At 69.3% G+C, this 14,526-nt stretch carries 9 protein-coding genes; 4 read left to right on the top strand and 5 right to left on the bottom strand.

The window, feature by feature from the left end; all coding sequences use genetic code 11:
- Positions 1 to 6: 6 nt before the first annotated feature.
- From HCR12_RS02500 to HCR12_RS02490, 3 genes are all read left to right on the top strand, one after another.
- Positions 7 to 1,101, top strand: a complete 1,095-nt coding sequence (locus HCR12_RS02500) for an ABC transporter ATP-binding protein (RefSeq protein ID WP_166868092.1) — start codon at positions 7 to 9, stop codon at positions 1,099 to 1,101.
- A 249-nt stretch (positions 1,102 to 1,350) separates the two neighbouring features.
- Positions 1,351 to 2,637 carry a hypothetical protein gene (locus HCR12_RS02495; protein WP_166868094.1) on the top strand — a complete coding sequence of 429 codons (1,287 nt, stop codon included), beginning with the start codon at positions 1,351 to 1,353 and terminating at the stop codon, positions 2,635 to 2,637.
- A 38-nt stretch (positions 2,638 to 2,675) separates the two neighbouring features.
- The gene (locus HCR12_RS02490; protein ID WP_166868096.1) at positions 2,676 to 3,965 is read left to right on the top strand and encodes a DUF4032 domain-containing protein; all 1,290 of its coding nucleotides are present in this window, start codon (positions 2,676 to 2,678) and stop codon (positions 3,963 to 3,965) included.
- Positions 3,966 to 3,993: 28 nt separating this feature from the next.
- On the opposite strand, the gene rlmB is transcribed toward HCR12_RS02490, so the two are convergent.
- From rlmB to HCR12_RS02465, 5 genes are all read right to left on the bottom strand, one after another.
- The gene (rlmB, locus tag HCR12_RS02485) at positions 3,994 to 4,977 is read right to left on the bottom strand and encodes a 23S rRNA (guanosine(2251)-2'-O)-methyltransferase RlmB (RefSeq protein WP_166868099.1); all 984 of its coding nucleotides are present in this window, start codon (positions 4,975 to 4,977) and stop codon (positions 3,994 to 3,996) included.
- Between the two features lie 31 nt (positions 4,978 to 5,008).
- Positions 5,009 to 6,421 (bottom strand): cysteine--tRNA ligase, encoded by a 1,413-nt coding sequence (cysS, locus tag HCR12_RS02480; protein WP_166868101.1) that lies wholly within the window; start codon positions 6,419 to 6,421, stop codon positions 5,009 to 5,011.
- A gap of 103 nt (positions 6,422 to 6,524) precedes the next feature.
- Positions 6,525 to 11,939, bottom strand: a complete 5,415-nt coding sequence (locus HCR12_RS02475) for an HtaA domain-containing protein (protein ID WP_166868104.1) — start codon at positions 11,937 to 11,939, stop codon at positions 6,525 to 6,527.
- Positions 11,940 to 12,140: 201 nt separating this feature from the next.
- Positions 12,141 to 13,307, bottom strand: a complete 1,167-nt coding sequence (gene ispD / locus HCR12_RS02470) for a 2-C-methyl-D-erythritol 4-phosphate cytidylyltransferase (RefSeq protein WP_166868106.1) — start codon at positions 13,305 to 13,307, stop codon at positions 12,141 to 12,143.
- Positions 13,308 to 13,343: 36 nt separating this feature from the next.
- Positions 13,344 to 13,826, bottom strand: coding sequence for a CarD family transcriptional regulator (locus tag HCR12_RS02465; RefSeq protein ID WP_166868108.1), 483 nt, complete (start codon positions 13,824 to 13,826; stop codon positions 13,344 to 13,346).
- 126 nt (positions 13,827 to 13,952) lie between these two features.
- On the opposite strand from HCR12_RS02465, the gene HCR12_RS02460 reads away from it, so the two are divergent.
- Complete coding sequence (locus HCR12_RS02460) at positions 13,953 to 14,492, top strand: hypothetical protein (RefSeq protein ID WP_166868110.1); 540 nt, start codon at positions 13,953 to 13,955, stop codon at positions 14,490 to 14,492.
- The last annotated feature ends 34 nt before the right edge of the window (positions 14,493 to 14,526 follow it).

The following is a 14,526-nucleotide window of genomic DNA, read 5'->3' as shown; positions in this document are numbered from 1 at the left end:
ACAGCTATGGCATCTGTCACTTTCGACAAGGCCTCCCGGATCTACCCGGGCACCACCCGCCCCGCCGTCGACCAGATCGAGCTCCAGGTCGAAGACGGCGAGTTCCTCGTTCTCGTCGGCCCCTCGGGCTGCGGAAAGTCGACGACCCTGCGTATGCTCGCGGGCCTCGAAGAGGTCAACGACGGTCGCATCCTCATCGGCGACCGCGACGTCACCGACGTGCCGCCGAAGGACCGCGACATCGCGATGGTGTTCCAGAACTACGCGCTCTACCCGCACATGACGGTCGCCGAGAACATGGGCTTCGCGCTCAAGATCGCCGGCGTCGCGAAGGAAGAGCGCGCCGCGCGCGTCCTCGAGGCCGCCAAGCTCCTCGACCTCGAGCCCTACCTCGGCCGCAAGCCGAAGGCCCTCTCGGGTGGTCAGCGTCAGCGCGTCGCCATGGGCCGTGCCATCGTGCGTCAGCCCCAGGTGTTCCTCATGGACGAGCCGCTGTCGAACCTCGACGCCAAGCTCCGCGTCCAGACCCGCACCCAGATCGCGTCGCTCCAGCGCCGCCTGGGCGTCACCACCGTCTACGTGACCCACGACCAGACCGAGGCGCTCACCATGGGTGACCGCATCGCGGTCCTCAAGGACGGCCTCCTGCAGCAGGTCGGCACCCCGCGCGACCTGTACGAGAAGCCGGACAACGTGTTCGTCGCCGGCTTCATCGGCTCGCCCGCCATGAACCTCTTCCAGGCGGACCTCGCCGAGGGCGGCGTGCGCTTCGGCACCGCGATCGTTCCGCTCGAGCGCGACGCCGTCGCCGGTGCGTCCGGCAACAAGGTCATCGTGGGCATCCGCCCCGAGGACGTCATCGTCTCGGCGTCCGGCACGGGCCTCGAGGTCGAGGTCGACGTCGTCGAAGAGCTCGGTGCCGATGGCTACCTCTACGGCCACGCGGATGTCGCGGGTCAGCGCGTCGACATCATCGCGCGCGTCGACGGCCGCAACCACCCGGAAGCCGGCGAGAAGGTCATCCTCAACCCGGTTCCCAAGCACATCCACACCTTCGATGTCGAGTCGGGCCTCCGTCTCAACCCGGCGATCACGGTCTGAGCCTGATCAGAACTGCTTGATCAGAACTGCTTGATCAGAACTGCCTGATCAGAACTGCCTGATCAGAACTGCTTGATCAGAACTCCACGGCGGGGCCGCGGATCCTTCGGGGTCCGCGGCCCTTCCGCTTTCCCGGGGCAGGATCGCGGCATCCGGGTTCGTCCGGGATGTGCGGGATGGTGCTCGGCGGCCGACGCGCGTTCCTAGCGTGGGAGGGACCCGCCCGACCCACCCGAGAGGACCCGCCGCATGAGAGGCATCGTCACGATGGCCCTGATCACCGACATCTTCGGATGGGTGGTGTTCGCCTGGCTCATCGTCGAGGACCGCCACTGGCAGATGCCCTGGTTCATCGCTCCGCTGCTCATCATGGGGGTGGTGGTCTCGGGCGTCGGAACCGCGATCCTGCTCCTCGGCCGGTCCACGGCGGCCATCATGTGGGGGGCGGGGATCCTCGCCGTGTCGACCCTCAGCGGCATCGCGATGCTGGTGGTCGCGTGGGGTGAGACGGAGGGCTGGGCGGAAGCCGGCGCTCCCGCACTGCCGCTCGTGATCAGCACCCACGCGGTCTGGATCGGAACGCTGCTGCTCATCGCGCTCGGGATGCTGGCCCTGATGCGCTTCGCGCCCGCGATCGAGGCGTTCATGGCCCGGTTCGGCGAGTCCGAGAAGATGAAGGCGTTCCTGGCCCGGTTCGGCCAGTCCGAGACGGTCGAGGAGATCATCGGCACGTACTTCGACGAGGACATCCTCGAGTTCGACTTGGACGACGACGACGACCAGCCCAGCTTGGTGGCGCGCTCGCTCGCATTCGACCTGTGGTGGCTCTCGCCGATCTGGCTCCCCTACAGCTTCCTGCTCTTCTCCGCGGCGGGGGTGGTGGCGCTCATGTTCGCGGGCATCCCCACGAAGCAGATGACCACCGAGCTGCTGCTGTTCGCGACCGTGACGGCCCCGGCGCTCCTCCTCCTGGTGTCCGCACTCGCCGGCGTGCTCGTCGCCCGGATGCGGCGGCAGCCCTGGGTGCGGGGCCTGCTGTGGGGGGCGGCGGCGCCCGGTCGTGCATGGTCCGGCCTCTGGCTGAGCCTCGCGAAGCTGCTCCTCACGCACGTCGCGTTCGCGGTCGGCATCATCATGCTGCTCGCGGCGACGGGCGGAGTGGTCGCGCTGCTGGTGTCGAACGGCGTCTCGGGGTGGGTCGTGCTGCTGGTGCTCGCGGGAGCGCTCAGCATCACGATCGGCATGGTGCGCTGGGGCAACCAGTACGGCGGGGGTGTGCGCGACGGCGTGCCCATCTGGGGCATCGCCCTGCTCGTGCTGACGGGCGTGGGGATCGCGGGCTGGGGCGGCGCGCTCATCCTCATCCTCGGGGCGGTCGTCGTCCCGCTCGCGCTGCCGTACATGACGATGATCACCGAGTGGGGCCTCGAGTTCGACGCGATCTGGATCGGGATGCTCCCTCTGGCCGCAGCGGCGATGCTGCTCGTGGTCGTGCCGACGCTCGTGGATCAGCGGGCGTTCGTCCGCATCTGGTGACCCGCGCGTCGGATGACTCCCACGTCTAGGCTCGGGGCGTGAGCTCCAACCTCTCGATCACCTCCGCAGTGCCGGATCCGGCGCTTCTCGATCTGCCGTGGGATCTGCCGCTCGAAGCCTGGCCGGAGGAGACGATCGCGGCACTCCCGAAGGGCATCTCGCGGCACCTCGTGCGCTTCGTGCACCTGGAGGGCTCGATCCTGGCTGTGAAGGAGACGACTGCTGAGATGGCGCGTCGCGAGTACGAGATGCTGCGCACTCTGCAGCGCCTCGCCGTGCCGTGCGTCGAGCCGGTGGCTGTCGTCACCGGCCGCCTCGCGGATGATGGCGAGGAGCTCGCCCCGGCGCTCGTCACCCGCCACTTGCGCTTCTCGCTCCCCTACCGCGCCCTCTATTCGCAGGCGCTGCGTCCCGACACCGCAACCCGCCTCATCGACGCGCTCGCGCTGCTCCTGGCACGCCTGCACCTCATCGGATTCTTCTGGGGCGATGTCTCGCTCTCGAATACGCTCTTCCGCCGCGACGCGGGCGCGTTCGCCGCGTACCTCGTCGACGCCGAGACGGGCGTGCTGCACGAGAGCGGGCTCTCGGACGGTCAGCGCGAGCACGACCTCGACATCGCGCGCGTCAACATCGCGGGCGAGCTGTTCGACCTGGAGTCGGGCGGCCGCCTCGAGGAGGGGGTCGACCCGGTGCAGATCGCCGATGGCATCGTCGCCGCCTACCACGGACTGTGGAGCGAGCTCACGGCGCCTCAATCATTCCCCGCATCGGAGCGCTGGCGCATCCGCGAGCGCGTGGAGCGCCTCAATGCGCTCGGCTTCGACATCGAGGAGCTGACGATCCGCACCGACGCCGACGGCACGCAGGTGCGCATTCAGCCGAAGGTCGTCGATGCCGGTCACCATTCGCGCCGTCTGCTGCGCCTCACCGGCCTCGACGCCGGCGAGAACCAGGCGCGTCGCCTTCTGAACGACCTCGACGCCTACCGCGCGACCCGCAGGCGCACGGAGGACGATGAGGAGATGGTCGCCCACGAGTGGCTCACCAAGGTGTTCGAGCCCGTGGTGCGCGCGATCCCGCGGGATCTGCGCGGCAAGCTCGAGCCCGCCGAGGTGTTCCACCAGCTGCTCGACCACCGCTGGTTCCTGTCGCAGAACGAGAAGCGCAACGTGCCGCTCGCGGAGGCGCTCACGTCCTACATCGACACCGTGCTGCGTCACCGACGCGACGAGATGACCGTCGTCGGCCCGATGACGTCGTCCATGACGATGCCCCTCAGCGTCGTCGATGACGACGACGAAGAGGACTGGCGCCTCAAGGTGTGATGAGGGCGCGGCGTCTGCCGCGCCCCGCTCAGGCCTCCGCGCGGAGCTTCGCGACCTCGTAGAGCGCGACCGACACGGCGATGCCGGCGTTGAGCGACTCCGTGACCGAGCTGATCGGGATCGACACGACGGCGTCGCACGTCTCGGTGACGAGACGCGAGAGGCCCTTGCCCTCGCTGCCGACGACGATCACGATCGGACGGTCCGCGAAGCCGATGCCGGGCAGCGACACGTCGCCGTCGCCGTCGAGGCCGAGCACGAAGACGCCCTGCTTCTTGAGATCCTTGAGCGCCTGCGTGAGGTTCGCCGCCATTGCGACGGGCACGCGCGCGGCGGCACCGGCGGAGGTCTTCCACGCGGACGCCGTCATGCCCACCGAGCGACGCTGCGGCACGATGACGCCGTGGGCGCCGAAAGCCCCCGCGGAGCGCACGATCGCGCCGAGGTTGCGGGGGTCGGTGACGCCGTCGAGGGCCACGATGAGCGGAGCGGTTCCCTCGCGCTGTGCGCGCTCGATGAGGTCGAACGGGTGCGCATACTCGTAGGGCGGCACCTTGAGGGCGAGCCCCTGGTGCACCGAGTCGTAGCCGCCCATGCGGTCGAGCTCATTGCGCATGACCTCGAGCACGGGGATGTTGCGCTTCGTCGCGAGGGAGAGCGCTTCCTTGACGCGGTCATCCATCTCGACACGAGCCGCGACATACAGCGCGGTCGCCGGGATCTTCGCACGCAGGGCCTCGAGCACCGAGTTGCGGCCGGTGACGACCTCGGACTCATCCGTCTTCTTGGGGCGCGGGGCGCGCTTAGCGGGCTCCGACGACTTGCCCGAGCGCGAGCGCGCGGCCTCGAGGCGCTCCTTGGCGGCCTTGCGCTTGCCGGCGACGTGCCAGCTGCGGTCCTCGGCCTTCGGGGTCGGGCCGCGACCTTCGAGCGACTTGCGGCCGTGGCCGCCAGTGCCGACGGAGGCGCCCTTCTTGTTCTTGCGGGCTCCCGGGCGTCCAGGCTTGGTCATGATGCGATCCCCTCGATCGGGTATGTGACGTTCATGCGAGGCTCCAGTGGGCGCCTGCGGGGGTGTCGTCGATCGCGATTCCAGCGGCGGCGAGTTCGTCGCGGATGCGGTCGGCGGCGGTGTAGTCCTTGGCTGCGCGGGCTTCCGCGCGGTCGGAGAGCAGCTTGCTGACGAGAGCGTCGAGCGCGAGCTCGGCGTGCGAGCCGCCCTGCTCGCTCCACTCGGGAGCGGTGGGGTCGACGCCCAGCACGCGGGTCATGGCGAGCACCTGCTCGCGGCGCACGGCGACCTCGCCGAGGTCGCCCGCGTCGAGTGCCGTGTTGCCTCCGCGCACGGTCTCGTGCAGAACGCCGAGCGCCTCCGGGACCCCGAGGTCGTCGTCGAGCGCCTCAGCGAACGCGTCGGGAACACGGCCGTCGCCGGGTCCGGGGATCTGCGCGGCTTCGAGCGCGCGCGTCGCCCGCTCGAGGAATCCGGCGATGCGGTCGAGGGCTGCCTCGGCCTCTTCGAGGGCTCCAGGGTGGTAGTCGATCGTCGAGCGGTAGTGCGCGCTCGCGAGGTAGTAGCGCACGACGATGGGGCGAGCGAGCGCCAGGAACTCGGCGGCGAAGATGGAGTTGCCGAGCGACTTCGACATCTTCTGCCCCTCGACCATGACGATGCCGTTGTGCACCCAGTAGCGCGCGAACGCATCGCCTGCGGCGGTCGACTGGGCCAGCTCGTTCTCGTGGTGCGGGAAGCGCAGGTCGAGTCCGCCGCCGTGGATGTCGAACTCGGCGCCGAGGTAGCGCTTCGACATCGCGGAGCACTCGATGTGCCAACCGGGGCGACCTGCTCCCCACGGGGAACTCCAGGTGGCCGATTCGGGCTCGCCCTCCTTCGCTCCCTTCCAGAGTGCGAAGTCGCGAGCGTCGCGCTTGCCGCGCGTCGCGGCATCCGGGGACTCCGCCATCTCGTCGAGCTTCTGACGGGTGAGGGCGCCGTACTCGGGCCAGGTGCGCACATCGAAGTAGACGTCGCCGCTGCCGTCGTCGGCCGCATAGGCGTGACCGCGTTCGATGAGCGTCTGGATGAGCTCCTGCATGCCGGGGATGCTCGCGGTCGCGCGGGGCTCGTAGGTGGGCGGGAGGATGCCGATGGTGTTGTAGCCGGCGGTGAATTCGAGTTCGACGCGGTATGCGACAGCCCACCACGGCTCCCGCTCGGAGGCGTTCGCGAGCACCTTGTCGTCGATGTCGGTGACGTTGCGCACGAAGGTGACGTCGTAGCCGCGGTACGCGAACCAGCGACGCCACAGGTCGTAGGCGAGAGCCGAACGCAGGTGACCCACGTGGGGCGACGACTGCACCGTGGGTCCGCAGACGTACATGCCGACCTTGCCCGGTTCGAGGGGCTCGAAGTCGCGCAGCGCCTGGGCGCGGCTGTCGTAGAGGCGGATCGTCACTCGTCGAGTCTACTGAGGGGGTTCCTGGGGGAAGACAGCACGGCGCACACGGCGAGACGGCCGGGGAGCTGGTCCCCGGCCGTCTCGCAGGTCATGCCTGGCCTCAGGCCTCGCTGCGGCGGCGGCGCGCCACGATGAGCGCGACGATGATCGCGGCCAGCAGGACGCCCCCGATGACCCACCAGAGCCAGGCGAGGTCGGCACCCGAGTCGTCGGAGACGGGCGCTGCCGGTTCCGCCCCGTCGGTCGCTTCGGGCTCGGCGATCGCTGCTGCGCAGTCCTCGGCCGTGGTGATGGTGATGGTGATGGGGTCGAAGTCCTCGCCCGCCGGGTAGGTGCCGAATGCCTCGTGACCGGCGGCGGTGAGCACCGTGGGGATGTCCGCGATCGTCACGACCGCTCCGTCGGTGGTGACGGTGGCGGCGCTCAGGTCGAGCGTCACGAACTCCACCCCCTTCGAGGAGACGGCTTCGCCTTCCCGCGTGTCACCGTCGACGTCGAGCGAGAGCGACATCGTCTCGTCGTCGATGAACGTGAACACCGGGTTCGAGAACGTGGTGTCGAGAACACCCTCGTGGGCGGTGAAGTTGATCGAGCCCGGGAACTGGATCCGGCCCGATGCCGTCTCGGCGTCGTACGTGCCCTCGCCTCCCGCGAAGCGGAAGAGCGGCGTCTCGTAGACGGCACCGTCGGCGGTCGACCAGGAGCCGTGCGCGATCGAGCTGTCGAGGTAGCTGCGGAACGACTCCTTGAAGCCCCACTCGAACGACGCGGACTCGATCGTGCAGGTGCCGATCTCGAGCGCCTGGATGTCGAGAACGACACCGCGGTTCACCGAACCCTGAAAGGTGAGCGTGTGCTCGCCGGTGAGACCGGCAGGCAGACGGCCCGTCCAGGTGGCGACGCCGTTCGCGTCGGCGGTCAGCGTGCGCGACAGGATCGTCGGCTCGCTGTAGATCACGACCAGGATGTCCTGCTCGTTGGCTTGGAAGCCCGACGCGGTCGCGGTGATCTCGCCGCCCTCGGTGATCTCGCCGTCCGTGCCCGTGACCTCGATGCCCTCCGTCGCCGGCGGGGTCGGAGCAGGCTGGCGCTCTGACTCCTCAGGCGCCGCGGCCACGGTGCGTGCCGGAGCGTCGGCCGCGGTGCTTGCCGAGCCGATGACGAAGGTCATCGGGCTGAGCGCGCTGCCCGCGGCGTAGTAGTTGCGGAAGAAGCCCGCGCCAGCCGCGGTGAGCGTCGACGGCACGTCGGCGTAGCGGATGCTGCCGTCCGCCGCGACCGTCTTGGTCGCGTTCGCGAGGTTGAGGGTCGCGATCGCGAGCTGGTTCGCACCGATGAGGACGGTCGCCGACGTCGCCGAGTCGAAGCGGATCACCGGGTTCGACAGTGTGAGATCGAGCTCGCCGTTGTGGCCTGTCCAGCGCACGGCGCCGCGGTAGGTCACCGCCCCGAGACCGGTCTGCGCGTCGTAGGTGCTGCCGGCCGTCTGCGCGAAGGTGTAGATGCCTCCCGAGGCTGTCGCGCCGTTGCTCACCGAGATCGCACCGTGGGCGATCGGTCCAGTGATGTAGTTCGTCCACCCGGAGGAGATGCCCCAGGCGAGCGATCCAGCGACCTGCTGCGAGGGCGCAGCCGCCACCTGAAGCGTGATCGTGGGCGACGTGCTCGGCAGGTACGCCGTCGCATCGCCCGGAACGACCTTCGCCTGCAGCGCGTGCGAACCCGCGGTGAGGGCCGGAGTCGTGACGACGAGAGCGGTGCCGACCGGACCGGAGGCGATCGTCGCGCCATCGAGCAGGATCCGAACCTCGCCAGCCGTGGCTGCCGGGCCCGAGGTGGCCGTCACGACGACGGTGTCACCGGCTTCGAGGCCCGAGGTCTGCGACACGGAGATCCCTGCCGTCGTGGCGAGCGCCTCCGCGGTGAACGCGGCAGTGATCGGAAGCGGTGCCTTGTTGGCGTTGCCCTGACCCGAGGCGCCGGTGGTGAAGAAGAAGGAGCGGAACGCGGACGGCACTGCGTCGACGAACGTCGAGGGCCAGGCGTTGGCCGACGTGCCGTAGGTGACACCGGAGAAGTCCGGCTGTTCCGTGGTGAGCGCGAATGTCGAGCCGGTCTTCTCGAGGCTCGCCACATCGAAGTTGGCGAGCGTGACTGCAACCGGACCCCAGGAGGGCGTCTGCGCGGTGTCACGAGCCGTGAGCGACGCGGTGAGCGTGCCGCGCTCACCGGTGAGGGCGAGGCGGAAGTCGGTGAGCACGAAGTCTCCCGAGCCCGACATGTAGTTGTACGGCGCGTAGGTGACTGTGCCGGGGTAGCCGATGACTCCCTCTCCCGAGATCGGGCCGACCGAACCGATGCCACCCGTCAGACGGAAGCCGGATCCGGTGGTGCCGTGAGGCGGCGGCCCGTAGCCCTGGCGGGCGATCGGGTCGACGACCTCGGCGCCACCCGACGCCGACAACGCCCACCCGGAGGCTGAAGCGACCGGCGGGTTGCCCGGGACGGCGGTGCCCATGAGGGCGTAGGCGCTCAGCTTCCACTCGAGCGATGCATCCGAGACGTTGCCTTCGGCGACAGGCGCCTGCGGTGCGGTGGCGGCGACCAGCACGGAGGCCGACGTCGAGATGCCGTGCGATGCGGTGTCTGCCGGGGTGAAGACGGCACGGTACGCGTGCGATCCTGCCTCGACGGCGGTGTGCGCGAGGGTGGCCTTCGTGGTGACCGTGGTGCCCTGCCCGGTGGTCGCGCTCGTCTCGACCGGCGTCGCCGAGCCGAGCGAGGTGACGCCGTCGAAGAACTCGACGGTACCGGCGATGTCGTTCGGCACCTGGGCCGACAGCACGACATCTCCGCCGGCGAGCACCGAGGATCCGCCCGGAAGCGTCAGCGTCACCGAGGTGGGCGCGGCAGCCGTGAACGTGGCGCGGATCGGCAGAGGCTCCTTGTTCGCGTTGCCCTGGGCCGAGGCGCTGCTGGTGTAGAAGAACGAACGGAACGAGGCGGGGATCGCGGCGATGAACGACGCCGGCCACGCATCGGTCTTGCCTGCGGCGTAGGTTCCTGCGGCGACCGTGTCGTAGAAGTCGGGCACCTCGGTGACGAGGCTGAAGGTTGCGCCGTCCGCCGTGAGCGAGGCGACGTCGAAGGTGGCGAGCGTCACCGGGAACGGTCCGATCTGCGCGGCGTCCTGGTTCTCCTTGCTCGTCACTGTGGCGGTGAGGGTGCCCGCACCGTCCGCGATGACCAGACGGAAGTTGCTGAGTGCGAAGTCACCCGAGCTGAAGCCGTAGTTGTAGGGCGCGTAGGTGACGGTGCCGGGATAGGTGATCGAACCCTCTCCCGTGACGGGGTCGACCGAGCCGGTGCCGCCGAGCAGGCGGAACCCGGTGCCCGTCTGGCCGCCTCCGGTGCGGTCGATCGGGTCGACGATCTCAGGACCCCCGGAGGTGCTGAAGGCCCAGCCTGCAGCAGTTCCGACGAGCGGGTCGCCCGGCACGCCGCCTCCGACGAGCGAGTATGCGCTCAGAGCCCACTCGAGCTGCGCGCCCGAGACGTTGCCCTGCTCGGCGACGGGACCCGCGACACCGGTCACCGTCACGGCCGGTGACGTGGAGCGTCCGAACTCTGCCGAAGCCGTCGGCGAGAACACCGCGGTGTAGGAGTGCTCGCCCGCTGTGACGCCGGGCACCCGCAGGGTCGCGGAGTTGGATGCCGGGACCGGGCGCGGCGAGCTGACGGCAGGAATGTTGACGGCGGAGACGGTGCCGAGCGATGTCGCTCCGTCGAAGAACTCCACCGTTCCCTCGACGCCGGGAGTGAGGTCAGCCGTCAGCTGCACGGCGCCGCCCGCGACGACCTCACCGGAGCCCGACACCGAGACGGTGGTCGTGGTGGGGGTGGTGGCGGTGTAGGACGCGCTGATCGGCTGAGGGGCCTTGTTCAGGTTGCCCTGGACGGAGGAACCCGTGGTCATGAAGAACGCGCGGAAGCCCGACGGCACGGCGTCGATGAAGGATGCAGGGAACGCGTTCTCCGAGCTGCCGTAGGCGACGCCGGTGAAATCGGGGGCGGCGGTGCTCAGCGAGAACGATGCACCTGTCTGGTCGAGGCTCTGCACATCGAAGTTGGCGAGGGTCACGGCGACCGGGCCCCATTCGGGGGTGTCGATCGTGTCGCGACCGGTGAGCGACGCGGTGAGCGTGCCGCGGCCGTCCGCGACTGTCAGACGGATGTTCGCGAGGTCGAAGCCGCCCGAACCCGTCATGAAGTTGTACGGGGCGTAGTGCACCGTTCCGGGGTAGGTGATGGTGCCTTCGCCGGTGTCGGGGTCGACCGATCCGACGCCGCCCGTGAGACGGAACCCGGAGCCGGTGGTGCCGTGGGGTCCGGGACCGTAGCCGGTGCGCGCGATCGGGTCGACGATCTCTGCACCGCCGGACGCGGTCACGCCCCAGCCGGAGCCGGTGGCGACGAGCGGCGTGGGAGGCGTCGAGGTGCCGACGAGCGCGTAGGCACTCACCTTCCATTCGAGGGTCGCGTCCGACACGTTGCCGGCGACTGCGCCGAGGTCGGCACTCGCTGCCGTGACGACGGCCGCACCCGACGTCGACGGCGCCCAGGCGGCCGAGTCGGTGGGGGTGAAGGTTGCGGTGTAGGTGCGGGTTCCCGCGGCGACGTTCGCGTGCACGAGTGTGGCCTTGGTCGTCGTGCTGGAGCCGACACCCGTCGTCACCGTGGTGGCGACGGGCGTCGCCGTGCCGATCGGGGTGGCGCCGTCGTAGAAGGCGACGGTGCCCGGGATGTCGTTGGGCACGAGTGCGGACAGCACGACGCTGCCGCCCGTGATGACCTGGGGTCCACCAGGAAGCGACAGGGTGACCGTGGTGGGCTCGGCCTGGCTCTCGACCGTGTACGAGAGCGTGAACGAGAAGCCGTCGGGGCCGGGCGTCGTCGCCGAGGAGTAGGTGATCGCACTGTTGTTGTCGGTGAATGTGAGGTTGCTCGCCGAGACCTCGACGGTCGCCGTGGTGCCGGAGATGGTGGGCGCGCTCACCGAGACGGAACGGATCTCGGCGCCGAGCACCTCGCCCGCACCCAGGTTGTAGTAGAGCTGCCCGGTGCCGCCCGAGAAGGTGACGCGCGGGTTGCTCAGGGTCACGTCGATCCCGTGGCCGGGGTGCAGGAACTGCACGGCACCGGTGAACTGCGCCGATCCGCTGCGCGCTGCGGGGTCGAAGGTCGCTGTGCCCGGCGTCCAGGTGTAGCGCGACGTGGCAGGGTTCGAGGCGTCGGTGTATGTGGCGCCCGCACTGGGCACCGGGGCGACCTCGCCCGACGCGAGGTAGCTGCGCCAGGTCTCCTTGAAGCCCCAGTCGAGCGAGCCGGCGGTCGCCGATTCAGGTGCCGCGTGAGCGGCCGTCGGCGCGACCGAGATGCCCGATACGGCGATCACGAACGCGAGCAGGCTCGCGAGGATGGTGGTGATGGGGCGTGGGGACGCGTGCGCGCTCACTGAAACAGCACTCCAAGGGAAGGGTGAGGCACCGCGTCGGGACGGGTCCCCCGAGTTTCGCGACACCGTGTCGATAAGTTAGGTTTGCCTAACCTCAGACCCCACCGTACGAGGCGCGGTGCCCGCTTGTCAAAATGTCGGTAAGGCTTGCCTAAGAAATCGACTCGGCATGCCGCCCGCGCTCAGCCGCAGCGCGGCCGGTCACCCGAGGATCAGCGCCGTCGCGACAGCCATCAGGCCCTCACCGCGACCGGTGAAGCCGAGCCCATCGGTCGTCGTCGCGGCGATGCTCACCGGAGCCCCCACGATCGCCGAGAGGTGCGCCTGCATCTCGTCGCGTCGAGCTGACATCCGCGGCCGATTGCCCACCACCTGAACCGCGACGTTCTCCACTCGGAAGCCCGCCTCGTCGACGAGTCGCAGCGTCTCGCGCAGGAACACCTCGCTTGCCGCCCCCGCGAATCGCGGGTCGGCCGAGCCGAAGCGCCCGCCGATGTCACCGAGCCCCGCCGCCGAGAGCAGCGCGTCGCACATCGCATGAACGAGGGCGTCGCCGTCCGAATGCCCCGCTAGGCCCGGCTCCCCCGGGAAATCGAGCCCGCCGAGTCGCATGGGCGACTTCTCGTCATACTGATGCACATCGACGCCGACGCCCGTGCGCAGGCGCGACGCGGGGCGCACGAGCTGCTCGGCGCGCGCGAGATCCCACGGGGTCGTGATCTTGAACGCCTGAGCCTCGCCGGGGATCGTCGTCACCGGATGCCCGGCCGCCGCGAAGAGCGCGGCGTCGTCGGTGTGGTCGTCGGCGGCGGTGGCATACACCTCGACGAGCTGGGCGCGCGGGAAGCCCTGCGGCGTCTGCACCTGCACGAGGTCGCTGCGGTCGACGGGGGCGACGACGAGGTCGCCCTCCACCCTCTTGACGGTGTCGACCACGGGAAGCGCCGGGATCACGCCCGCCCCACGCTCGCGGACTGCCGTGACCACGCGATCGATGAGCGTCGACGGCGTCAGCGCCCGCGCCGCGTCGTGCACGAGCACGGTGTCCACGTTCTCAACCACGACCGCGAGTCCCGCCGCGACCGACTCCTGGCGTGTCGAACCCCCGACGACGACCGAGACGTATTCGGAGGCGACACCCGATGCCTCCGCCGCGATGGCGCGCGCCTCATCCAGACGGTCCGCGGGCACCACGACGACGACCTGCGCCGGCTCGGCCGATGCGAACACGCCTCGCAGGGCGCGCGCGAGAATCGGAACGCCGCCGACAGGGACGAACGCCTTCGGCGCCTCGTGACCGAGGCGCGATCCGCTGCCCGCGGCGACGACGATGATCGCGACGCGCACGTCGCTCGGGATCCGACTCATGACAGCGAGCCTACGAGTCGAGAAGCCGACCCGGGATCAGGAAGCGAGAACCTCGTCGAGGACGGTCGATGCCTTCTCCTCGTCGGTCTTCTCAGCGAGCGCGAGCTCAGAGATGAGGATCTGGCGAGCCTTCGCGAGCATGCGCTTCTCACCAGCCGAGAGGCCGCGGTCCTGGTCGCGACGCCACAGGTCGCGGACGACCTCGGAGACCTTGATGACATCGCCTGAGGCGAGCTTTTCGAGGTTGGCCTTGTAGCGGCGGCTCCAGTTGGTGGGCTCCTCGGTGAACGGCGCGCGCAGCACCTCGAACACACGGTCGAGGCCCTCCCGCCCGATCACATCGCGGACTCCGACAAGGTCGACGTTCTCGGCGGGAACCTCGATGATGAGGTCGCCCTGGGTGACGTTGAGCTTCAGATACTTCTTCGTCTCACCCTTGATCACGCGGTCCTTGACCTCGATGATGGTTGCCGCACCGTGATGGGGGTAAACGACCGTCTCGCCGACCTCAAAGAGCATGGAGTTATTCCTTCCGCAGACCTTTTATTTTATCACAGTCCCAGGTCGCGGGCCTGGCCGCGCGTGAGCACCCCGAATCAGCCGCTAGGCTTGGGGTTGCTTGATGTCTACAGCCGGGAGGATTCCGTGAGAGTACGTGCCGTTGCCGCTATCGCGCTGAGCGGAGCGCTCGCACTCGGCCTTTCTGGATGCAACGTCATCGGGCATGCGCCCGCAGCGACGATGGACCAGTACGACCCGAGCGACGGCGTGAACGTGAGCGCGGGTGCGCTCTCCCTCGGCAACCTCATGATCATCAGCGAGGATGGCGAGCTCGGCAGCCTCGTGGGCGCTGCGACCAACCTCAGCTCCGAGGACATCGAGTTCACGTTCCAGTGGAACGTCGACGATGTCTGGTTCTCGGTCGACCTGGTCGCCGGCGCCAACGGACGCACCGACTGGGGCTTCGGCGACGGCGCCATCGTGCAGCTCGCCCCCGTGGCCATTCCGGGTGCGATGCTCGACGCCGCCATCGTGGTCGACGGCAAGACCTTCTCCGTGTTCGTTCCCGTTCTCGACACGACGCTCGCCGAGTACGAGGACCTCGCCCCGGTCCCCGCTCCCGAGATCGAGGAGTTCGTGGAGGTCGAGGAGATCGAGATCGAAGCCGAGACCCCGGCTCCGTAATCGGATGGATTTCCGCGCATCCGCGCGTTCGAAA

The organism is Salinibacterium sp. ZJ70, from assembly GCF_011751865.2.
In the GTDB taxonomy this organism is placed as follows: Bacteria; Actinomycetota; Actinomycetes; order Actinomycetales; family Microbacteriaceae; genus Homoserinibacter.
This window is presented reverse-complemented; position numbering and strand designations above follow the sequence as displayed.

Coding starts and splice junctions, on each gene's coding strand:
- HCR12_RS02500 (WP_166868092.1), top strand. CDS start 7: ATGGCATCTGTCACTTTCGACAAGGCCTCCCGGATCTACCCGGGCACC.
- HCR12_RS02495 (WP_166868094.1), top strand. CDS start 1,351: ATGAGAGGCATCGTCACGATGGCCCTGATCACCGACATCTTCGGATGG.
- rlmB (WP_166868099.1), bottom strand. CDS start 4,977: ATGACCAAGCCTGGACGCCCGGGAGCCCGCAAGAACAAGAAGGGCGCC.
- ispD (WP_166868106.1), bottom strand. CDS start 13,307: ATGAGTCGGATCCCGAGCGACGTGCGCGTCGCGATCATCGTCGTCGCC.
- HCR12_RS02465 (WP_166868108.1), bottom strand. CDS start 13,826: ATGCTCTTTGAGGTCGGCGAGACGGTCGTTTACCCCCATCACGGTGCG.